Source organism: Virgibacillus sp. CM-4, from assembly GCF_000445495.1.
Classification (GTDB): domain Bacteria; phylum Bacillota; class Bacilli; order Bacillales; family Amphibacillaceae; genus Virgibacillus; species Virgibacillus salexigens.
On the sequence record NZ_AUQA01000002.1, the window covers coordinates 819137 to 840810 of the forward strand.

At 38.8% G+C, this 21674-nt stretch carries 21 protein-coding genes; 2 read left to right on the forward strand and 19 right to left on the reverse strand.

Going from position 1 to position 21674, the window contains the following annotated elements; translation table 11 throughout:
• Positions 1 to 82: 82 nt before the first annotated feature.
• The 18 genes from M948_RS27485 to M948_RS27565 all read right to left on the reverse strand — a co-directional run bounded on the left by M948_RS27485 (position 83) and on the right by M948_RS27565 (position 19380).
• Positions 83 to 1675 (reverse strand): long-chain-fatty-acid--CoA ligase, encoded by a 1593-nt coding sequence (locus tag M948_RS27485; RefSeq protein WP_021289624.1) that lies wholly within the window; start codon positions 1673 to 1675, stop codon positions 83 to 85.
• A gap of 35 nt (positions 1676 to 1710) precedes the next feature.
• Positions 1711 to 2715, reverse strand: coding sequence for a TAXI family TRAP transporter solute-binding subunit (locus tag M948_RS27490; RefSeq protein ID WP_021289625.1), 1005 nt, complete (start codon positions 2713 to 2715; stop codon positions 1711 to 1713).
• 16 nt (positions 2716 to 2731) lie between these two features.
• A complete protein-coding gene (locus M948_RS27495) occupies positions 2732 to 4699 on the reverse strand; it encodes a TRAP transporter permease (RefSeq protein WP_021289626.1) in 1968 nt (655 codons plus the stop codon).
• Between the two features lie 16 nt (positions 4700 to 4715).
• Positions 4716 to 5486, reverse strand: a complete 771-nt coding sequence (locus M948_RS27500; RefSeq protein ID WP_021289627.1) for an SDR family oxidoreductase — start codon at positions 5484 to 5486, stop codon at positions 4716 to 4718.
• A gap of 239 nt (positions 5487 to 5725) precedes the next feature.
• Positions 5726 to 6640 carry a ketopantoate reductase family protein gene (locus M948_RS27505; protein ID WP_021289628.1) on the reverse strand — a complete coding sequence of 305 codons (915 nt, stop codon included), beginning with the start codon at positions 6638 to 6640 and terminating at the stop codon, positions 5726 to 5728.
• A 23-nt stretch (positions 6641 to 6663) separates the two neighbouring features.
• Positions 6664 to 7044, reverse strand: coding sequence for a hypothetical protein (locus M948_RS43145; RefSeq protein ID WP_021289629.1), 381 nt, complete (start codon positions 7042 to 7044; stop codon positions 6664 to 6666).
• Positions 7041 to 8333: a sigma-54 interaction domain-containing protein gene (locus M948_RS27510; RefSeq protein WP_051170024.1), complete on the reverse strand. Its 1293-nt coding sequence runs from the start codon at positions 8331 to 8333 to the stop codon at positions 7041 to 7043. Before M948_RS27510 ends, M948_RS43145 begins: the two co-directional genes overlap by 4 nt.
• A 145-nt stretch (positions 8334 to 8478) precedes the next feature.
• On the reverse strand, positions 8479 to 9237 hold the full coding sequence (locus M948_RS27515) for an IclR family transcriptional regulator (protein ID WP_021289630.1): 759 nt from the start codon (positions 9235 to 9237) through the stop codon (positions 8479 to 8481).
• 102 nt (positions 9238 to 9339) lie between these two features.
• The gene (locus tag M948_RS27520) at positions 9340 to 10527 is read right to left on the reverse strand and encodes a thiolase family protein (protein WP_021289631.1); all 1188 of its coding nucleotides are present in this window, start codon (positions 10525 to 10527) and stop codon (positions 9340 to 9342) included.
• A 1-nt stretch (position 10528) separates the two neighbouring features.
• Positions 10529 to 11689 (reverse strand): acyl-CoA dehydrogenase family protein, encoded by a 1161-nt coding sequence (locus M948_RS27525; protein WP_021289632.1) that lies wholly within the window; start codon positions 11687 to 11689, stop codon positions 10529 to 10531.
• 16 nt (positions 11690 to 11705) lie between these two features.
• A complete protein-coding gene (locus tag M948_RS27530) occupies positions 11706 to 12488 on the reverse strand; it encodes an enoyl-CoA hydratase/isomerase family protein (RefSeq protein ID WP_021289633.1) in 783 nt (260 codons plus the stop codon).
• 14 nt (positions 12489 to 12502) lie between these two features.
• Positions 12503 to 13348: a 3-hydroxyacyl-CoA dehydrogenase NAD-binding domain-containing protein gene (locus tag M948_RS27535; protein ID WP_021289634.1), complete on the reverse strand. Its 846-nt coding sequence runs from the start codon at positions 13346 to 13348 to the stop codon at positions 12503 to 12505.
• A 2-nt stretch (positions 13349 to 13350) separates the two neighbouring features.
• Complete coding sequence (locus M948_RS27540; RefSeq protein WP_021289635.1) at positions 13351 to 15318, reverse strand: TRAP transporter permease; 1968 nt, start codon at positions 15316 to 15318, stop codon at positions 13351 to 13353.
• 77 nt (positions 15319 to 15395) lie between these two features.
• On the reverse strand, positions 15396 to 16388 hold the full coding sequence (locus M948_RS27545) for a TAXI family TRAP transporter solute-binding subunit (RefSeq protein ID WP_021289636.1): 993 nt from the start codon (positions 16386 to 16388) through the stop codon (positions 15396 to 15398).
• Positions 16389 to 16399: 11 nt separating this feature from the next.
• Positions 16400 to 17050: a 3-oxoacid CoA-transferase subunit B gene (locus M948_RS27550; protein ID WP_021289637.1), complete on the reverse strand. Its 651-nt coding sequence runs from the start codon at positions 17048 to 17050 to the stop codon at positions 16400 to 16402.
• A complete protein-coding gene (locus M948_RS27555) occupies positions 17016 to 17723 on the reverse strand; it encodes a CoA transferase subunit A (RefSeq protein ID WP_021289638.1) in 708 nt (235 codons plus the stop codon). Before M948_RS27555 ends, M948_RS27550 begins: the two co-directional genes overlap by 35 nt.
• Positions 17724 to 17896: 173 nt before the next feature.
• Entirely contained in the window at positions 17897 to 18097 is a 201-nt protein-coding gene (locus M948_RS27560) for an alpha/beta-type small acid-soluble spore protein (protein ID WP_021289639.1), read from the reverse strand.
• Between the two features lie 107 nt (positions 18098 to 18204).
• Positions 18205 to 19380 carry a pyridoxal phosphate-dependent aminotransferase gene (locus M948_RS27565; protein ID WP_021289640.1) on the reverse strand — a complete coding sequence of 392 codons (1176 nt, stop codon included), beginning with the start codon at positions 19378 to 19380 and terminating at the stop codon, positions 18205 to 18207.
• A 235-nt stretch (positions 19381 to 19615) separates the two neighbouring features.
• Here M948_RS27565 and M948_RS27570 point away from each other — a divergent pair, with 235 nt between their 5' ends.
• Positions 19616 to 20542: an AEC family transporter gene (locus M948_RS27570; RefSeq protein ID WP_021289641.1), complete on the forward strand. Its 927-nt coding sequence runs from the start codon at positions 19616 to 19618 to the stop codon at positions 20540 to 20542.
• Between the two features lie 68 nt (positions 20543 to 20610).
• Here the strand turns inward: M948_RS27570 and M948_RS27575 are convergent, their stop codons facing one another.
• Positions 20611 to 20868 carry a hypothetical protein gene (locus tag M948_RS27575; protein ID WP_021289642.1) on the reverse strand — a complete coding sequence of 86 codons (258 nt, stop codon included), beginning with the start codon at positions 20866 to 20868 and terminating at the stop codon, positions 20611 to 20613.
• A gap of 234 nt (positions 20869 to 21102) precedes the next feature.
• On the opposite strand from M948_RS27575, the gene M948_RS27580 reads away from it, so the two are divergent.
• Positions 21103 to 21672, forward strand: coding sequence for a copper resistance CopC family protein (locus tag M948_RS27580; protein WP_021289643.1), 570 nt, complete (start codon positions 21103 to 21105; stop codon positions 21670 to 21672).
• Positions 21673 to 21674 lie beyond the last annotated feature (2 nt).

A 21674-nucleotide genomic window follows, 5' to 3' on the forward strand; every position in this document is an offset into this window, starting at 1 on the left:
GACCTTCCCCGTCCGAGAAATCGTTCCCTCAAGTTAACTAGCCGTAGTCTATTAAAAGAGACCAGTTTTATTGTTAGTTAGATTACTCACCTCTGTCTACTAATCTACGTTTTAGTATCTTTCCAACCGTATTTCTAGGCAGGGCTGGTATTAACTCATAATTTTTTGGAACTTTATATGGGGTTAGGTTTCGGTAACAAAAACCTTTTACTTCTTCAACATCTAATACAGCTCCTTCTTTTGGCACGATAAAGGCCTTGACAACTTCCCCTTTTTCAAGATCAGGAATGCCTATAACTGCACATTCCTTCACATCCGGATGTTCATATAAAATATTCTCCACTTCTTGTGGGTAAATATTAAAACCACCGTTAATAATCATTTCTTTCTTTCTGCCAACGATATAGAAGAAACCATCTTCATCATACATGGCCAAATCACCTGTATAAAGCCAGTTATTTTTTAACGCTTTATTCGTCTCCTCTTGGTTATTCCAATACCCTTTCATTACTTGGGGACCTCTAATAAGTAACTCTCCCACAGCGTTTTCAGGAAGTTCCTGATTATCATTGTCGACAATAATACAATCTGTACCTGGCAATGGAAGCCCAATACTCCCTATTTTTCGTTTACCTGTTGAGGGATTTCGATGAGTTGAAGGAGAAGCCTCAGACAAACCAAAACCTTCCCCAATAACTGCTCCAGTAATTTTTTCAAATTTCCTCAATACTTCCACAGGTAACGGTGCCGATCCACTGGAACAAAATTTAAAACAGTTAAGACCATAGTTTTTAATGTCTGGATGGCTGATTAAGGCATTATAGATTCTCGGAACACCTGGAAAGAAAGTAGGTTGATAGCGTTTGATTTCTTTTAATACCGTATCAACCTGAAACTGTTGGATCACTATATTGGTGGCACCGATATAGACTCCCAGATTCATGGCACTTGTCATTGCGTAAACATGATATAACGGAAGTGTGGTGAGCACCGTTTCTTTTCCAACGTACATTTCTTTTCCATACATGGTATAACTTTGAATTACATTAGCAACCAGGTTATAATGCGTTAACATCGCTCCCTTCACAACCCCTGATGTGCCACCAGTATATTGAATAACTGCTATATCTTCTCTCACTATAATTGGTGCTCTTTTTTCAGATGGCTCATAAGTTTCAATAAGTGAATCTAGGCTGATTCCTTCAGACGTGTTTTCCCCAACTACAAAAACATGAGCAAACGAAAAAGTTTTTGCTATATCTCCCACTTTTTCTATATGATTAGCTTCACAAATAATATATTTCATCTGGGCATCTATCGTAATCTGTAACAATTCTCTAGCGGTATAATTGGGGTTAATTTGTACAACAATGAGACCTAATTGCATGGCAGCATAGTAAGCAATAATATAATCCGGCTGGTTTGATACCATTAAGCCAATTCTTTCTCCTTTTTTTAAACCTAAACTATTCCACGCATTCGCTAGTCTATTTACAACATCCAATAATTGCCGGTAAGAAATTTGTTTTTCGTCATAGATAATTGCTGTACGATTCCCAAAACGAGTAACTGTTTCCTTTAATAAAGCGTATAAAGTATCCTCTGGGATATAAGGATCAATATCCATATCTTTTGGATATACGGAATACCATTTTCGATTACTTATTGCACTCACGTTACCGATACCTCCCTTTTTATAATCATCTTAGATTATTCAATAGCACCAACTTCCTCATAGTATTGTTTGGCACCTGGATGTAATAACTCTAGATCAATTCCATTCAGAGCGGTATCAATGGTGAATGACTTAGCTCTCTCCGGTACTTGTTCTTCAAAGATATCAATATTTTCCCAGAATAGTTTTGTTAATTGATATACATATTCTTTATCGAATTCACTTTGAACCGTAAGCATCGTTTCCATCACGTATGTTTGTGTTGGTTTGTCTATACCTTTATATGTTCCGGCAGGTATTTCTCCAGCTGTTATTCCTATCCCTTTTTCCTCTATACTGGCCAGTTTATCTGCTTCAATGGGAATAACTTTTATCGGATTAGTTATTTCTATTTCTTGGAGGGCTGGAATAAATGGAGCACCACCACCAAGAAAGACATCGACATTTCCATCTTTCAACATCGATGCTCCATCCGAATAATTACCATAGGACACCTGCCCACCCGCTGCTTCAATTGTCTCCTCATCAATTCCATATTCCTTCATCATTTTCCAAAAAGCTACGGGTCCACCGCCACCTTTTGGACCCAAGAAGATATGTTTGTCGACAATATCTTCAATCGAGTTAATATCCTTATTATCCGCTGTGGTTGCTATCGTTTGATAAACTGGATATAATGCTGCAATTGCTGCAATATCCTTTATTGGCTCATCAAAGCCAAATCCACCATCAAGTGCGGATATAAAATCTGGTGTATAATTTAGTCCCATTTGAATGTCTCCAACATTGAGAGATTTGATATTTGCCGTCGATCCCCCTTCTAATTGCGTAGCATTTAAGTTAACAAAGCTATTTGAGTAAATTTCTGTCATGGTAGTCGTAATCGGGTACCACCCAGACCCCATCGGTCCAGATCCAATGGTTAAGAATTTGTCTGGTGCTGTAGGTTTGTTTCCAGAATTACTGGAAGTTTCACTTCCACAAGCAGCTAATAGGGATATAAATAAAACAAAAGTCATAGCATACATTATTTTTTTCATTAAAACTCCTCCTCACTTATCCTATTGATTGTTTTGAGTCCTCCATATGATCAAGCTTCTTGCCTCTCCATTGCCAACTAATTAAGCACAATGCGAGCACTATCCCAATAAGATCACCTAGCACTCCAGGAATAACCAATAAAATCGCACTAATAAATATGATTAGCCTTTTCAGTAAACTAAGTGACCGGATAAAATAGCCTTCTAATCCACCAGCAAATAAGATACAGCTGAAACAGGCACTAGTGATTGCCAAAATGATGTCTATCATATCTCCACCCTGCATAAGTAAAACTGGGTTATAAGCAAAAATGAATGGAACAAAGAAACCGCCTAATCCAATTTTTATAGCATATAAGGACGTTTTGAACGGATCGGAACCAGCAATACCAGCTGTAGTATATGCTGTTATGGCAACCGGTGGAGTTAGTCCAGATAGTACACCAAAGTAAAATACAAACATATGGGCTGCAACTTGATTAACTCCTAATTCAATTAAAGCTGGAGCACCAAGAACAGCTAATATGACATAGGCCGAGACCGTCGGCATTCCCATTCCCATAATAATAGAGGCAACGGCAACTAGGGACAGCAGTAAGAATAAATTTCCATCCGCCACATTAATAACAAATCTAGAAAAGGTAATTCCTAATCCTGTTAATGACACGGCACCCACAATGATCCCAGCAGTAGCACAAGCGGCGATTACCGTTAACGCATTTTTGGCTCCGTCTTCCAATGCCGCTAAAATACCTATTAAATTCATTCGCGTGGCTTTTTTTATCCAACTTAGTATAATCGTAGCCAATATAGCATAGAATCCAGCCTTCATTGGACTGAAACCATAAATCATTAAGCCAAGAATAACTACTATTGGTAAGAAAAGGTAGCCTTGCCTTAGTAATACAGACTTTACACTAGGAAGTTGTTCTTTTGGGATTCCTGCTAAATGAAGACGCTTGGCATGAAAATAAACCACCATACCTGCAATAAAAAAGTAAATGACCGCAGGAATTAATGCATAGAGAGCCAGCTTAATATATGGAATTCCTACTGTCTCAGCCATAATAAAAATGGAAGCACCCATGATTGGCGGCATGATTTGTCCACCCTGTGATGCCACAGCTTCTACTGCTGCTGAAAATCGTTTATTGTACCCTAGCTTTTTCATTAAAGGGATAGTAAATGATCCTGTAATTGCTGCATTCGCTGCTCCATTACCAGTAATTGTGGCGACTAGTGCACTGGAGCCAACCGCAGATAGAGCGGGGCCACCCGTTTTATTACCTAGTGCTCCAAAAGCAAAATCTGTAAAAAATTGCCCTCCACCTGAACGCATTAAAAACGAACCAAATACTACAAACAATAAGAGTACGGTCGAACTTACATAAATTGGTTCACTAAATATGCCTAACGTTCCGCTAAACATATGGTCGACCATTTTTTCATACCTAATCCCCGGGTGTGCTAATGCACCGGGAAAATACTGACCATATAGTACGTAGATGAGAAAAAAGACGCCGATTAATGCCATAAGTATCCCATTTGTTCTCCGAGTTGCTTCTAACACTAAAATAATAAAAACACTTCCAACTAGTGTATCACTTGCATTTATATCCCCTTGCCTGCTTTGAATCATTTCTGCCCCACCGATCATATAAACGGAAGTTGCAAGCGTTATTAGGATAAGAACGATATCGACTATGCCAAACTTACCTCCTTTTTTAAAAGGAAATAGTAGAAAGATTAATAAAATTGCCCATAAAACATGTACACTCCGCTGCTGCCAAGAGGGTAATGTTCCAAAGCCTGCAGTATAGATATGAAACAAGGATAAGCCAATCGCTAATAAAGAAGTGAAGAGAACAAAGAATCTTGCGCCATTCCACTTCTGTTTTCGTATTTTCCACACTTCTTCTATATAAGCCTGTTTTTGGTTAATCGTCGTATCTATTTTTTGCATCTTCGTAGCTGAAGCTGCCATTGCAGCACCTCCTGTTCTATAATGTACTGCCCCCATCAACACTGATAATCTGTCCAGTTATAAAGTCACTTGATGATGAAGCTAGTAACAGTGCCACACCTTTTAGTGAATGGTCATCCCCAATCCGTTGCAGCGGATTTTTATTCTTAATCGCATCTCCTTTTCTCTCTAATACTTCCTTTGTCATGGTTGTTGGAAAAAAACCAGGTGCAATGGCATTAACATAAATACCATGCTGTGCCCATTTTCTGGCTAAATCCCTAGTGAAATGAATGACTGCAGCCTTACTTGTACTATAACCAATAGCATTTAACACTTCTGGTGGCTCCGCTTTTAACCCTGCTGCTGAGGCAATGTTAATGATTTTTCCTGATTGCTGTTTAATCATTTGTTTACCTACTTCTTGTGATATCATAAATGTTCCGGTAACATTGACTTTCATGACTTTTTCCCAAGCCTCTAAAGGCATTTCCTCTACACTAGCTCCCCACGTTGTACCGCTATTATTTACTAAAATATCAATCTTCCCAAAGTCTTCTTCGATTAATTGCACAACCTGTTGCACTTCTACTTGATTCGTTACATCGCAAGCATATGCCTGCGAATGAATACCTTTCCTCTGTAAATGTTGTGCCGTTTCCTTACACGCTTCCAATTTTCTGGAACAGACAGTGATTGCACATCCTGCATCAGCTAATGCCTCTGCAATTTGTTTTCCTAGCCCCCTTCCTCCACCAGTAATCAGAGCAACTTTACCTTCTAATCGAAACATATCAAAGGTATTCATTATTATCCCCACCTATAGTTTTTAATTTTAAAGCGTTTTCATTTTTGGGGTTTCACTTATATATAGCAAATATTATGCCAATAATTTGTCAGCAGAATAAAACGGCTGCTGCCCCCTTCTCTGGGAAAATAAAAATGCAGTCCTGCTTCTATTGGACTGAGAAATTCAAAAATGCATCAATATATGCTCTAATTGATATGTGAAGTGATTCATTTTTAGATTATAGATTTAGAATTGAATCAATGTTTTGATTTGTCCATATACGTTAAAATACTGTACACTACCTGAATATTCGGTGTAGGTACATTTATTTCTAGTCCTTTTCGAACAATATAGCCGCACATCGCTTCCACTTCCATCGGCTTTCCCTTCCTTCGATCTTGTAACATTGATGTATGGTGTTTTTTTGCCCTTTCAGCTTTCCTTAATACGGACTCTACCGTTTGGTTGTTTTTTAGTTCGATTTTTAACCTCTCAGCAACATCGATAGCTTCTTGGCAGATTAATGATGCCGTATAACGAAGTTCCTCGTTTGCTAAAATTTCACCAACGTTTGCATTTAAGATAGCCGATAATGGATTAAATGTAACATTCCAAATCAGTTTCCGCCATTTGTTCTCCATAATCGATTGTGCATACACCGAATCAATACCAGCTGCTTGAAAAAGTTGATTAATCTCCAGGCATGACGCTTTCGCTGAAGAATGCAATTCTCCAATAACTAATTTCACTCTACCTTTTTGAGTTACTTTCCCTGGTTCGTCGATTGCAGCTTGGATATATGCTGCAGTGGACAAGATGCGATCATGATCAAAAATGGTTCCTAATAATTGCTCGTTTTCCACACCGTTTTGCATCGTTACGATCAAACAGTTTGATGGAAGCACTAGTTTTAATTGGCTAGCCATCGCTTCTGTATCATTTGATTTCACACAGAATAAAACGAGTTCACATTCTGATAGTTCATTTATTTTATCCGTAAATGTGGCATCTACTAAGAATTCTTCTTCACCTTTAATCATCCTTAATCCCGCTTGTTTCATAGCTTGAAAATGTTTGCCTCTTGCAAGGAACGTTACATCATGACCAGCAAAATGAAGGATTGCTCCAAAATAACTCCCTACCGCTCCAGCACCAGCTATACCTATTCGCATAAATTCACCTCTCATTATTATTCTTAATGAAGATTAATGTTGTATTTACTCAATTTTCTAACAATTGTAGGTTGACTTGTGCCCAATGCCTTAGCAAGCTCATAGGTATTCCCATATCTACTTGCTGCTCGCCTAATCATGTACTGTTCAGCCAATTCAACCGCTTGTTTTAAGGTAGTACTCGAGTGAGTTTCTAAGTTATCGATTTCCTTATATTCATCAGGCAGATTCTCAATCGTTAATAAGTCATTTCTCGTAGTTACAACCAACCGTTCGATTACATTAGAAAGTTCCCGGATATTTCCCGGCCATGAATAATTCAAAAAGAAATCATTTAATTCATAGTCTATTTCTTTATTAAGATGATATTTCTGATTAACCACTCCTAAAAAGTGCTGGATCATTGGATAGATATCTTCTTTTCGTTTTCGAAGGGGTGGATTCGAATCGGAATAACATGCAGCCGGTAAAATAAATCTTCTCGAAATGATCCTTCTTTGACCATTTTACTTAGGTCACGATTGGTTGCTGCAATTATACGAACATCTACCTTTCTGGAATAAGAGCTGCCAATTCGTTGTAATTCTCCTTCTTGTAACACACGTAATAATTTCACTTGCAAGGCTGATGGAAGTTCTCCAATTTCATCTAAAAATAGTATCCCTTTATCAGCAGCTTCAAATATTCGTGGTTTTCCATTTTTATTAGCGCCTGTAAATGCCCCTGGACTGTAGCCAAAGAGTTCCGATTCTAATAACTCTGGGGGTATCGCCCCACAATTTACTTTTAGGAACTTCCCTTTTTTGGACCTAATGCTTTGATTATAAATATACGTTGCTAAAACATCTTTACCAACTCCTGTTTCTCCTAGAATCAATACAGTTGCGTCGATATTCGCTATTCTTTCAGCTGTATCATAGATTCGTTTCATTTCTACATTTTCTGTAATAAATCCATCTGCGTCGTTTGATTTACGCATTAACCGTCTAATTTCTTCTTTATATTGATCATTTAATTTGTTTAACTTATTCAATTCTATTTGTAATTCATTCAAATCCTTTAAATCTCGTATGTTCGTTACAATTTTTTCAATTTCACCTCTATCATTAAATACAGGTGCACCAGTTAATAACACTTCTTTCCCTGCATTATTTCTTTGGACATACGATACCGTTCGTTTCAGTTCCAATACCTTTTTTGTAACCGATTTTTTCAAAATCCCTCTTTTTACTAAATCGTCCACATTCTTACCAATGTAGTATTCTTTAGGAATGCCAGTAATTCGTTCAATTGCTGAGTTTGTATTCCATGTTATACCTTTATGATCGGTTATATAGATGCCATCGTAAGAATTCTCAATAATGGCATCGAATTCTCTATTCATGCTTTTTAATTTGTTATTCTCTTCTTTCATTGAAGCCAATGCTGGAGATTCCAATCCAATAAACAACTTTCCAGAATCAATGGCACATTCTATAAATACAAAAGTCTTACTATCTCTAGTTGCTGAAATTAACTTATTGATTTCTTCCCATTTTAAGAATAACTGCTTGAAATTATCTCCTTTCGTTAGAGGTACTTCCAATGAAGATGCTAGTTGTATATTATGTTCAATTATTCGATCAGCTTCATCAACGATAACTGCTGGTAAGGGGAGGATATGGATGTCTTCTATTGTTTTGATATTAACCACCTCCTTTAAGAATATGAAGTGACATCGAGTTGCCCCTCTTCAATTGGGTATGCTCGCTACTAACGTTGTGCTGACTTCTCTCGAGTTGAACGAGTGCTCTATCTCAGGTGTGCACTCTCTCCAAAATTTCTCCGTTATCCCACTTTCACCCGCTATATCCCAATAGCGTCGATATATGCTGGGCTGTTTTCCGAATTTCTTCGATGATTACTTCCTCTTTGTCTTTCGAGTAATCGGTTATTGGAATACTAATCCCAAGCGCGGCCAGGGTGGTGCCGTTATAATTTTTAATCGGAAAGGAAAAACCTACCGTATCTTTAAAATGCTCCGCTTTACTGACGGAATATCCACGCTCTCGAATCTTGGCTATTTCTTCTAGCAATGCTTCTTTGCTCGTTATCGTATTTTCAGTAATTGCTTGTATTTCCAGTTGTTCTAAATAGTTGTTTAATACTGCATCATCCATGCTGGCTAATAACATCTTCGGACCCGATCCAGCATAAAGCGGAGATCTTTTTCCTACTTTAATGACAAGGCGTACCGGTTTACTGCTATCTAATTTCTCGACGTAGACTGCCTCATTTCCTTCGATCGCAACCATATGAACCAATTCGTTTAATTTCTCATTTAATTGCTTCATATATGGCAGGGCGATCTTCCGATATTCCAGTTGTTCACTTACGCGGTTACCTAATTCCAATAGCTTTAGCCCCATGCGATACTTCACATCATGACTGGATCGTTTGACCCTTACTAATAACCCTGCTTCTTCTAAAGATAGAACTAACCGAAATACAGTTGTCTTTGGTAATTGGGACATCTCCACCAATTCAATTAAACTTAATTCTGATTTGGAATGAAAACAATCTAATAATCCAACTGCCTTCAATAAACTTTGACTCATACTACGTAACCCCCTATAGAAAATAAGCTCTATAGTGTTATCTTAAATCATTCTAACGTTAAAAAATAGTTTAATAGAGCTGGCATTTGTGCCATCTCTATCTTAGTGAAGGTATTCAATCACCGTTGATATTCCTTGACCACCACCAATGCAGAGTGTAGCAAGACCATATCGTTCACCAGTTCGCTCCATTTCATGAAGGAGTTTTGTCATGATCACTGCTCCTGTTGCTCCAATAGGATGGCCTAATGCAATTGCTCCTCCATTGACATTGACCCGCTCCATTGGCATATCTGCCTCCCTTATTACAGCAATCGATTGGGCAGCAAACGCTTCGTTTAGTTCAATTAATCCGATATCCTTCATTTGTAATCCTGCTTGCTTTAACGCTTTAGCTGTTGATTCCACTGGTCCAATCCCCATTATATCAGGTGATACACCACTCACTGCCTGTGCGAGAATTCTTGCCTTCGGTTTCAGCCCATGAACATCCATTGTCCGTTTATTCATCATTAATAGGGCTGCTGCTCCGTCATTTCTTCCACTTGCATTACCAGGCGTTACAGTTCCTCCTTCTTTAAATACCGCTGGAAGTGTGGCTAGCTTTTCTTTTGATGAAAGCCTTGGATGCTCATCTCTGTCAAATACTAATTTTCTCTTTCGTTCCTTCACTTCATATGGAACGACTTGTTGTTGGAAGCGTCCCTCTTTGATAGCGCGATCCGCTAGCTCCTGACTTCGATGAGCAAATTCATCCTGCTCCTCTCGTGAAATCCGATATTTTTCTGCTAGATTTTCTGCAGTCATTCCCATTGTCAAATCACCATATTCTTCAATAGGCTGAGAACCTGGCTGACTTTCGGTATTTGGATCCAATAAAAGCCCTCTCCCAGCTCGATAGCCATATCGCGCATGTCTAAGATAAAATGGTGCTGTACTCATACTTTCTGCCCCTCCAGCAATTACGGCATTTGCAAGTCCTAGCTTTAATTGCATATCTGCATTATTAATCGCTTGCAGACCAGAGCCACATTGACGATGCACCGTATAACCAGTCGTAGATACGGATAAATCCGCGCGTAACAAGGCCACACGTGCAAGGTTCGATTGATCTGCACTCTGTTTCGCCTGCCCAAGAATGACTTCATCAACCTCTACATCAGAGCCATGTCTTGCCAGAACTTCACGGATTACTTGTTCAGCTAAGTAATCCGCTGTAATATGTTTTAATGTCCCACCCATTTTACCTACAGCTGTTCGTACGGAACCAACAATAAATGATTCTTCCATGCTATCCATCCTTCCTTTTCAACTCACGGATTAGTTCCCCAGCAATTATGTTTCGCTGAATTTCTGATGTTCCTTCATAAATTTTGGTAATTCGAGCATCACGATAATACCGTTCAATCGGATAATCTTTCATATAGCCGATTCCCCCGTGAATTTGTACTGCAAGATCTGCTACGTTGTTATACACTTCTGAACCATATAATTTTGCAATGGCAGCTTCTTTTACAACTCGTTGTTTTTGATCGGTCATCCAAGCAACCCGATAGGTTAACGAACGTAAGGTTTCAATTTGCATACTAATATCTGCTAACATATTTTGTATCGTTTGTACTTCAAGTATTGGTTTCCCAAATTGTTCTCGTTCCTGGGCATATGCCAAGCAATGATCGAGTAACTTTTCACAAGATCCTAAATTTCTAGCTGATAAGCCTGCTCGGCCATTAGCAAGTATTTTTAATGCATTGACATATCCCTGTCCTTTTTCTCCTAATACATTTTCGACTGGCACTTCCATATCTTCGAAGAACAATTCTGCAGAGTGCGACCCTCTTAGTCCCATCTTCTGCTCCACATTACCTAAAACAAACCCTGGAAAATCCTTTTCCACGATAAATGAAGTAATCCCCTTTGCACCCTTGGATGGGTCGGTTACGGCCATAACGGTGAACACATGACCATCAACGGCATTCGTAATATAATGCTTGGAACCATTTAGAATGTATTTATCTCCTTTTTTCACAGCAGTTGTTTTTAGATTAGCTGCATTTGAACCAGCACTTGGCTCTGTTAAAGCAAAGGCTCCAATCCACTCTCCAGTCGCCATTTTGGGTAAATATTTTTGTTTTTGTTCTTCTGTTCCCAGTTCGACGATCCCAACACTACCTATTCCTGTATGGGCTCCAATTAATGTGGTAAACCCATTATGAGTTTTTCCTAATTCTTCATAAATGGCACATTTTCCAACCATATCTAATCCTAATCCGCCATATTCCTCAGGAATACTTAAGCTAAATAACCCCATCTCCTTTGACTGATCGATAACTTTTTGAGGGATTTGATCCTTCTCTTCTATTTGCATCGCTAATGGCTCTACTTCATCTCGAACAAATTTCCTTACCGTTTCTCTTAAAAACGCGAGATCTTCAGATAAACGAAAATCCATGATAAAGCCCCTTTACTTAGTTGTTTTGAAATGTTGGAGTTCTTTTCTCCATAAATGCGCTTGTACCTTCTTGTTTATCTTCTGTTTCAAAGGCTACTGCCTGTGAGAGTTTCTCCATCCATAAAGCTGTCGATTGATCGACGTCATAGCCTTTATGGACTGCCATTTTTGCTAGTTGTATAGCGATTGGTCCCCTATTTAAAAGGCGAGATGCGACCGTATTTGCCTTTTCTAACAAATCTTTATTCGTAGCTACTAAATAGGTAACCAAGCCAATGTCCATTGCTTCTATTCCACTAATCTTCTTTCCTGTTAGAATCATGTCCAATGCTCTACCCTTCCCAATGATTCTAGCTAGACGCTGTGTACCACCTGCACCAGGAATGATACCTAGATTTAATTCAGGTAAGCCAAACGTTGCTTGTTCTGTAGCAATTCGGATATCACAGGCCATTGCAAGTTCACATCCTCCACCTAAGGCATATCCATCCACAGCTGCAATCGTTGCTTTTTTACTGCTTTCAATTTTGTCATATAGCGCCTGCATTCCTGGGCTAAGCGCATCCAAACTTGTTTTTTTAGATAATTGTTTGATGTCTGCGCCTGCCGCAAAAGCTTTCTCACTTACACTATGAATAATAATCACACGCACCTCAGGTATTGATTCTGCTTCATTTATAGCCGCTTCTATCTCTGAAAGCATCTCTGTATTCAGTGCATTACGTGAGTCTGGACGATGAAGCATTAACCAATAAACGCCATGGTCTACCGTGATTTGAATATTTTTAAAGCTCATCATTATTCTCCCTTCCTTTAGCGATAATCGTAAAATCCAATCCCACTTTTTTTGCCCAGCCTTCCTGCCTTTACATATTTAGTAAGCAGCGGTGAAGGCCGGTATTTTTCCCCTAGTGTTTGATAAAGGTATTCCATATTCCGAAGCCGCGAATCTAAACCTACTAAATCAGCCAATTCCAGTGGACCCATTGGATGATTCAGACCAAGCTTCATTGCTTTATCAATATCTGCTGCACTAGCAACACCTTCCATCAGCATATTCATTGCTTCATTACCAATCAAGCAGTTCATTCGCGACGTTACAAACCCAGGTAATTCATTCACCTCAACTGCTTCTTTTCCTAAACTAAGCGAAACCTCTTTAATCACATCCACTGTTTCATCCGATGTTTCTAATCCTCTAACGACTTCAATTAATTTCATTTTGTGAACTGGATTAAAAAAGTGCATCGCTACGACTTTTTCTGGCCGATTTGTTTGAGCAGCAATTTCTGTTGGACTCATTGTCGAAGTATTTGTCGCCAAAATCGTGCTTCGTTTGCAATAATGATCCAGTTTTTTAAATATGTCGATCTTTAATTCAATTTTTTCCAGCACTGCTTCTACTACTAGATTTACGTGTTTAACAGCTGACTCTAAATCAGATTCATAGATCATATTCATCTTTGCTTCGCTTATCGTTTCCTCATTGATAAAGCCATTGTTATAGCTGCGGTCAAGCAATTGTTCAATATCCGTCTTTGCAGCTTGCAAAATTTGGTCATTCACATCATTCAGCATCACCGTATAGCCTGATACTGCAAATGCGTATGCGATTCCTTTTCCCATGATACCTGCCCCAACTACTGCCACTTGCTTCATACTCACATCTCCTTTAATTGACTAGGTTGTTCCACCTGTGCATCTTTACGTACACTTTTTTGCAAAAGGTATACGAATAATAATGTAATTACACCGACGATATCTGTGTATATCCCAGGAAAAATCATGAGTAACGAACCAGCAAATAAAATTACACGTTCATACCAATATGCATGTCTAAGCAGCCACCCTTCTGCACCACTAGCAATTCCTATAACCCCAATGACAGCGGTTGCAATAGATAGAATGATCTGCGATATCCCGCCGATTAACAGTAACTGCTCTCCATATACAAACAGATACGGTACAATATAAGCCGCAATTCCTAATCTCATAGCTGTTAGTCCTGTCTTCATTGGCTCTGAACCCGAGATACCCGCAGCTGCAAACGCTGCCAGCGCAACAGGTGGAGTGATTGCAGATAACGCGGCAAAGTAAAAAACAAATAAATGAGCGGCAATTGGAGCTACTCCTAGCTCTACTAATGCTGGGATTGTCAAGGGAACTTGAACAATATAGGCAGCTACAGTTGGAAGACCCATTCCCAATATAATACTTGTGATCATCGTAAATACCAATGCTAAAATGAGAACACCGCCGGAAAGATCGATGATAATACTACTAAATTTAAGACCAATCCCTGTGAGGCTGATTATTCCAATGATTAATCCTGCAGAAGCACAAGCAATTACTGTTTCTAAGGAGGCTTTTGCTCCTAGATCCAATGCTTTCACAATTTGTTTGATTGACAACCTGCTTGCTGTTCGAATCGCCGCAACGAGGATCGTTGCAATAATTGCATACAATCCTGCCTTCATTGGAGAACTTCCTCCAATTAATAAAACAACGATAACTACTAAAGGAATTAAGAAATGGAAACCTCTTTTAAAAATATCCCAGGTTTTCGGTAGACGACCATCTTGTATCCCATGTAATCCATTCCTTTTTGCCCGTAGGTCTACCTGAATAAATAAAGAAAGATAATACAAAACTGCTGGGATAATGGCTGCAACCGCCAACTCCATGTAGGGAATTCCTAAGTAAGCAGCGATAATAAATGCCGATGCCCCCATAATGGGTGGCATGATTTGCCCTCCCGTTGAAGATACAGCTTCAACGGCACCAGCGAATTGTTTCTTATAACCGGTTTTCTTCATTAACGGGATGGTAAATGCTCCTGTTGTTGCTGTATTAGCTACCGCGCTTCCAGATATTGTGCCAAGTATCGAACTAGCTACAATAGCCGTTTTGGCTGGCCCACCTCGGTATTTTCCCATACCAGCTACTGATAAATTAATAAAGAAATTTCCTGCTCCTGATACTTCCAAGAACTTACCAAATAGAATAAATAAAAAGATAAACGTTGCTGAAACCCCCAGTGGAGTACCAAACACACCTGACGCTGTATAAAAAAGATGATCAATAATCCACATTGGAGTAAATTCACGATGCCCCAATTCTCCTGTAATCAAATGTCCCCAAAAACCGTATACGAGACAAACAAGGATTAGAATGACAAGTGTATTTCCAATTACTCTTCTAGTAGCTTCAATAAGCGATAGGCATGCAATAAAACCAAGAGCCATTTCTAATGGCGTTAGTTGCTCAATATAACTCATACGAGACTGTATTTCTTGTGCATGCATTACAAAGTAAGAATAGGATACAATGGACAGTGCAATAAATATCCATTCAAACCACGGTATCGATTGATTTTTGGCTGCTTTTCTACTTGGCTTATAGATGGCAAATACAAGTATTAACGCAAACCCTAAATGTGCAGCGCGCTGCAAGATCGATTCAAATACCCCAAACAGACCTGTGTAAAGATGAAACAGGGACATTGTAATAGCAGCAATGGAGATAATCATGCTAGAATACCCCTTCAACAAACGCACTTTTTCATTCTGAATTGCCTCTTCCTCTTGATCTCCCTGTATAGGTACATCCGATTTGTTTTGTCCTGTCATATTCAAACCTCCTTTTTGATCAGAATGTACTGTACCAATCCCCACGTATGTAAGATTGACAGCCTTGCCATTAACTTTTACTCCAATACGCCGATCTCCTTATAGTACTTCTTTGCACCAGGATGCAAATTACCAACATTTTTTTCAACTGAATACTCGGCAGTAAAGTCGCTCATAACCGATGAAATATTCTCCCATTCGTCGCGATTTTCTACCATCATTTTCGTTAACTTATAGACGGCATCCTCACTCATCAAATCATTATTGGCTAGGAGAACTGTATAACCTGCAACTGTTTTTATTGGATCTGGCTGACTTGGGTAGGTATTTGGTTCGATTGTATATTCCAGATAACCTTCATTCTTTTCATGAAGCGATGAAATTACCTCATCACGAAGTGGAATAAACCGAAGTCCCATTGTTGTATCTAATTCTTGAAATGTGGATACTGGCGCAGCTAACATTCCTGTAATTGCATCAATATGACCATCACGCAAAAGATCAGCCCCATCAGCAGTTCCGACATATTCAACGCCGCCCAAATCGTCGTAACTCATATTAGACATTTCTAAAATATCCAATAATGCCAATTCTCCGCTATATCCTTTGATACCAGGACTGACAACTTTGCCCTTTAAATCTTCCACACTATATATATCCGAATCCTCTCGCACAGCAATATGAAAAACATTCGGGTAAAGTGTTGCTACTGTACTTACATTTTTTATTGGCTCATCAAATGCTCCTTTCCCATTCAATGCTTCAGGTACGGTTTGCCCATTGCTAAAACCTATATGAAACGTCCCTTGCCCAAGACCTAGTAAGTTGGATACCGAACCGCCTTCGACAATTGTAGTTGAGGAATCCGGAAACACGGAAGCCATTTTATCTGACATCGCACCTGATAATGTATACCAAAACCCACCTACTGTTGCCGAACCAAAGGATATTTCGCTAAGATCTTCGCCTGCATTTGAGTTTGACTTCGTGCTTCCAGTCTCTTCTGAGCAACCTATCAATACTCCCATAATCATTAAGAAGCTAATAACCATCCCAAACATTTTCTGCATAGATTTCCCTCCTAATTTTTTATTTCTGCTTTTTTCACTTTGAACGTCGTACCAGTTATCTGCTGTAAATCTTTTAAACTGATATCCGACAATAATTCAACCAGTTCTACACCATCGTTGGTAAACCCAAAAACCGCATGCTCTGTTACTAGCAAGTCTGCCTTAGCCACGCCACTACTAGGAAAGGTTAACTTTTCTACCAGCTTTGGTTCACCTGACTTCGACATATGTGTGGCTGCTATAATAATTTTTTTAGCACCTGCTACAAGATCCATTGCACCACCCACACCTAAAATTGTTTTACCTGGAACAGCCCAATTTGCGATTTCTCCGTATTGATCTACTTGAAGTGCACCTAAAACAGCAACATCCACATGCCCTCCTCGTATCATCGCAAAAGAGTCGGAGCTATCGAAAATGGAAGCACCAATATCCATCGTGACTGGCTTTTTACTTGCACTGATTAAATCCATATTTACTTCTTCTTCCTTCGGTGTAGGTCCCATTCCCAGGAGTCCATTCTCTGTCTGTAGAAATACTTTTTTATCCCCTAAGCAATCTGGAATTAAGGTTGGGATACCAACACCTAAATTAACAATTTCCCCTTCACTTAATTCACTAGCAACTCTATTTGCTATACGAATACGGTCCGATTGGCTCAACGTACACACCTCCCTTTTTCACATACTTGTTTAGGACAAGATAATCAATATACGCATGAGGGGTTACGATATCTAGTGGAGAAAGCTCCCCCGCTTCTACAATTTCATCTACTTCCGCAATAACCACCTTTCCCGCAGTTGCCATGGATGGATTGAAATTTCGCGCCGTATGGTCATAAATAAGATTACCTAATGTATCCGCTTTCAAAGCTTTGATTAAGGAAACATCTCCGTTTATTGATTTCTCCAACAAATATCTTTCCCCATCAATCACTTTCTCTTCTTTTCCTTCGGCAATTTTTGTTCCAACAGCTGTTTTTGTATAAAAACCTCCTATTCCTGCTCCCCCACATCGGATCGCCTCGGCTAGCGTACCTTGAGGAATAAGGTCAATTTCAAGTAACCCATCGTTCCAGGCCTTCACAGCATCTCGATTGGTTGTAAAGTAAGAACCTACTGCTTTTTTCAGGCAGCCAGACGTTAATAGTTTTCCCAATCCCTTGCCTACTTCCCCTAGGTTGTTACTTACGACGGTAAGATGTTGCTTTGAAGATGCTGCTATTTCATCAAGCAAGGTGAGAGGGGTTCCAGACATACCAAACCCACCTACAAGTAATGTATCGCCATCCTGAATGAGCTGCACGATTTCACGCTTGTTGATTACTTTATTCATTTATTCTCCTCCCTTAAAACGCTTGCAAAAATATTCCGTATATTGGAATAATCATTCCTTTTTTAGCTTGTTTAGATTTTAATCGAAATAATTAGAAAAATCAACCTATTTTTTAATAAAGTCTTCATACATTAAAAAAAGGATGCTCCATAGAGCATCCTCCCTATTTGTTACTACTTTTTCCTGTTTGCGAGATCTTGTTCAGCAATTTTAATCATCCGCTTTACCATCTCGCCACCCACGGATCCATTCTCACGTGCGGTTGTATCGGCTCCGAGATCGACATTGTATTCATTAGCGATCTCATACTTTAAGGCATCGACAGCATTTTCCGCACTTGGCACTTCTAATTGATTACGATTATTATTGGCCATTTGAAAAACACTCCTAATGGGAAAGTAGTAGAACAAGTTTTCACCTGTTCCTTTTTACTATGCGTGGTTACACTAAAAATACACCTGTTAAAAAATCACAGGAAAAGCTATCGAAATAAATTTAACTTACCAATCCTTTTTGCTGCTTCTTCTAATCTCTTTTCACTTGCCAATAAACCTACTCGGATATATCCTTCCCCAGCTTCACCAAACCCATTTCCTGGTGCAACAGCTACATGTGCTTCTTGTAATAAGCATTCAGCAAATGTTTCCGAAGTATACCCCTCAGGAACTGGCAGCCATGCGAAAAACGTTCCTTGTGGTGGTTCTACCCTCCAGCCTATTGCGTGCAAGCTATTGATTAAAGCATTTCTACGTCTTTCATATGTTTCCACGAGGTGGGTTACATCACGTTGATCACTAAGCAAAGCCTTTTGTGCTGCTTGTTGGATAGCCCCAAATAAACTGACATATAAATGATCCTGAATCAAATTCAGACTTTCTATTACCGATGCATTTCCCACTGCAAATCCCACGCGCCAGCCTGCCATATTATACGTTTTTGATAAGGTATACATTTCGACACCAATATCTTTCGCACCGGCTGATTGCAAAAAGCTTTGTGGCTTTTTACCATCATAGCCAATCGCACCATAAGCGAAATCATGAACAACACACAGACGATGCTTCTTTGCCATTTTTACCGTGTCGTCAAAAAAGGTTTGTGAAGCCATAGCTGAAGTTGGGTTATTCGGATAATTTAAAAACATAAGCTTTGCTTGGTTTTTTATATCATCAGGAATAGCCAGATAATCTGGCAAAAAGTTATTTTCTTTCTTTAATGGCATCATCGATGTTCGAGCATTGGCTAAGGCAATCCCAGAAAGGTAGTCAGGGTAGCCTGGATCGGGCAACAAGGCCAAATCACCAGGATTAAGTAAACATTGACTGATTTCTACGAGACCCGTCTTCGCTCCAAATAAAACAGCAACTTCAGATGCAGGGTCAATATCCACATCATACGTTTGTTTATAGAAATCAGCGATCGCCTGTTTTAAAAATGGTTGTCCTCTAAAAGGAGAATATTTGTGATGATCGGGATTTTCTGCTGCCACCTTTAATTCTTCTACAATATAATTAGGTGTAGGCAAATCCGGATTTCCTTGTCCTAAGTTAATTACATCATGTCCCTCGTCGGTTAGCTTGTTCACTTTCTGTACAAGCTGTGCAAAAAATTGCTGTGGTAATCGGTTTAAACTATCTGAAAAAGCAAATTGCTGCACAACAATCATCCCCCATATCACATATTAATTATCAATAGTAGCTATTATCAAACAATTTGTAAAGTTCCTAATTAGGTAGTTTGACAGCAGAATAGACCAGTGCGATAATATTTTACAATTGGAAAATTACGGATCCATGAGCTGGAATACATTCAGTCATTTGAAGATAAACAGTGTAGTAGGCGCGGTTACTTCTTTGTTTTTCAACACCTAAAGAAGAGAGAGGGGAACACCGTTGGAAGAATTTCTTACGATACTTAAAGATATTATTTTACCGATATTTATTATTATGGGTATTGGCTTCTTCATGCAGAAAAAGTTTCATCTAAATTTACAAACCCTAGCCAAACTAAATATTTACTTTTTAGTCCCTGGATTTATCTTTGTTAAACTGTATAGTACACATTTCTCTGGCCAATTGCTCTTGCATATCGTTGCTTTTTTTATTGTTTATGTGCTCATTCTTTTCGTTATTGGCAGTTTAACTGGAAAATTACTCGGATTTGATAAAGGTAAATCGACCACTTTCTCAAATAGTGTGATGTTCTTTAATTCAGGAAACTATGGAGTACCAGTGAACGACTTGGTATTTAAGAGTGACCCACTCGCAATGTCAATTCAAGTAATTGTGCTTACATTACAGAATATTTTCTTGTTTTCTTACGGGATCTTTTCTCTACAATCCGTGAATATTGGGAAGATGCAAGCATTGCTGGGATATTTTAAAATGCCAGTTCTGTATGCGATGTTGGCAGGCGTTATCCTTAATATTACGCACGTGCCATTGCCTTCTTTTGTTTGGGTGCCTGCTAATTATATTGCTGATGCAATGATTGCGATTGCATTAATCACATTAGGTGCTCAAGTGGCACAACTGCGCTTAAGTGCAGGTTTATCATCGGTTTATTTTAGTTTAATCATACGTTTGATTATCGGACCAATTATCGCACTCGGAATCATTTACTTATTCCAAATGGAGGGCATTGCCGCACAAGCATTGTTTATCGCATCTGCTATGCCAACATCAGTAAATAGTTCCGTAATCGCGCAAGAATATAATAATTATCCAACATTTGCAGCACAAATTGTCCTCTTCTCTACATTGTTCAGTACCATTACTGTTACTGCCGTCATCTACTTATCACGTATACTGTTTGGGTAAAGTAAATGAACCATTCGCGGGGACCACGGGTGGTTCATTTCGCAAGGGTATCGCATAGAGCTATCACCTTATGTTTGGCCTTGTGGCAAGTATTTTGTGAAATAAGCAGACAATACAAGTAAAAATATTGAAACAGCCCAGCTAATAATGCCCATAACATCAAACCAATAAGCAAGATAATTAACAAAGGCAGATACTAACAAGCACATCGGCGTAAATGCCGTCTTTATCCCTGTTACGCCCGCTTTCTTACGTTTCCTTATAATAACGATAGTTGCAATTATTATTACAAAAGGAATGATATTCCATAATAAATGAACTGCCATTTTTTCTCCTCCCTTATCTAGAGAAACAACTTCCCATAGTAGAACCAACGCACCATCTTTACCAATTATTTCTAAGATCCTGAAGAAACTCAAGCCTTTTTTACAAAGAGTTTAACTTCTTAGAAAGTTAAATCGTCCTATTCACCAAATAGTCATTTCTTTTTTAGGAACATAGTTGTGTAATGCTTCACAATTTAGTAATCTTAAATCGAAAAATAGCTAGGAGGAGATCAAATGAAAAAACTAATCACTATATTTGTAGCAACAACTATTTTCCTATACATGGCACCCCCCGTTTTTGCACATACGCATTTGGCAAGCTCCAATCCAGAAGCAGAGGCTACGGTTACAGAACCAATGAAAGAGATGACATTATCTTTTGACACCGTTATTGAACAAACGGCTACATTAGAATTAGAAAACAGCAATGGAACATTGACCCAGGTTGACAATATTAGCATTAATGATGATGGAGAATTACATGCTGTGTTTGATCAAGCTTTAGAAAATGGAGAGTATACAGCAAGATGGGAGATTATTGGAGTAGATGGCCATCCAATGGAGGATTCGATTACATTTACTGTAGATGTAGAGGAATCTGTTGAAGAGGATACGGCTAATGAAGAAACAGCCCCTACAGAAGAAGACGCAGCAGAAACAGATGAAGATAATACAGTTTCACCTGCCAATGAAACTGAAAGCAACCAAGCAGAACAAGATAATTCAAACGTGATATTAATTGCTATTCTTGTTGTTGCAATCATTGCAATCATTGTAATAGTACGATTGAAAAGGAAAAAATAAGA

What these genes read in the sequence shown, in the direction of transcription:
- M948_RS27490 (WP_021289625.1), bottom strand. Translation starts at nt 2,715, where the DNA reads ATGAAAAAAATAATGTATGCTATGACTTTTGTTTTATTTATATCCCTA.
- M948_RS27545 (WP_021289636.1), bottom strand. Translation starts at nt 16,388, where the DNA reads ATGCAGAAAATGTTTGGGATGGTTATTAGCTTCTTAATGATTATGGGA.
- M948_RS27505 (WP_021289628.1), bottom strand. Translation starts at nt 6,640, where the DNA reads ATGCGAATAGGTATAGCTGGTGCTGGAGCGGTAGGGAGTTATTTTGGA.
- M948_RS27575 (WP_021289642.1), bottom strand. Translation starts at nt 20,868, where the DNA reads ATGGCAGTTCATTTATTATGGAATATCATTCCTTTTGTAATAATAATT.
- M948_RS27555 (WP_021289638.1), bottom strand. Translation starts at nt 17,723, where the DNA reads ATGAATAAAGTAATCAACAAGCGTGAAATCGTGCAGCTCATTCAGGAT.
- M948_RS27515 (WP_021289630.1), bottom strand. Translation starts at nt 9,237, where the DNA reads ATGAGTCAAAGTTTATTGAAGGCAGTTGGATTATTAGATTGTTTTCAT.
- M948_RS27560 (WP_021289639.1), bottom strand. Translation starts at nt 18,097, where the DNA reads ATGGCCAATAATAATCGTAATCAATTAGAAGTGCCAAGTGCGGAAAAT.
- M948_RS27525 (WP_021289632.1), bottom strand. Translation starts at nt 11,689, where the DNA reads ATGGATTTTCGTTTATCTGAAGATCTCGCGTTTTTAAGAGAAACGGTA.
- M948_RS43145 (WP_021289629.1), bottom strand. Translation starts at nt 7,044, where the DNA reads ATGATCCAGCACTTTTTAGGAGTGGTTAATCAGAAATATCATCTTAAT.
- M948_RS27495 (WP_021289626.1), bottom strand. Translation starts at nt 4,699, where the DNA reads ATGGCAGCTTCAGCTACGAAGATGCAAAAAATAGATACGACGATTAAC.
- M948_RS27500 (WP_021289627.1), bottom strand. Translation starts at nt 5,486, where the DNA reads ATGAATACCTTTGATATGTTTCGATTAGAAGGTAAAGTTGCTCTGATT.
- M948_RS27520 (WP_021289631.1), bottom strand. Translation starts at nt 10,527, where the DNA reads ATGGAAGAATCATTTATTGTTGGTTCCGTACGAACAGCTGTAGGTAAA.
- M948_RS27535 (WP_021289634.1), bottom strand. Translation starts at nt 13,348, where the DNA reads ATGAAGCAAGTGGCAGTAGTTGGGGCAGGTATCATGGGAAAAGGAATC.
- M948_RS27580 (WP_021289643.1), top strand. Translation starts at nt 21,103, where the DNA reads ATGAAAAAACTAATCACTATATTTGTAGCAACAACTATTTTCCTATAC.
- M948_RS27540 (WP_021289635.1), bottom strand. Translation starts at nt 15,318, where the DNA reads ATGACAGGACAAAACAAATCGGATGTACCTATACAGGGAGATCAAGAG.
- M948_RS27530 (WP_021289633.1), bottom strand. Translation starts at nt 12,488, where the DNA reads ATGATGAGCTTTAAAAATATTCAAATCACGGTAGACCATGGCGTTTAT.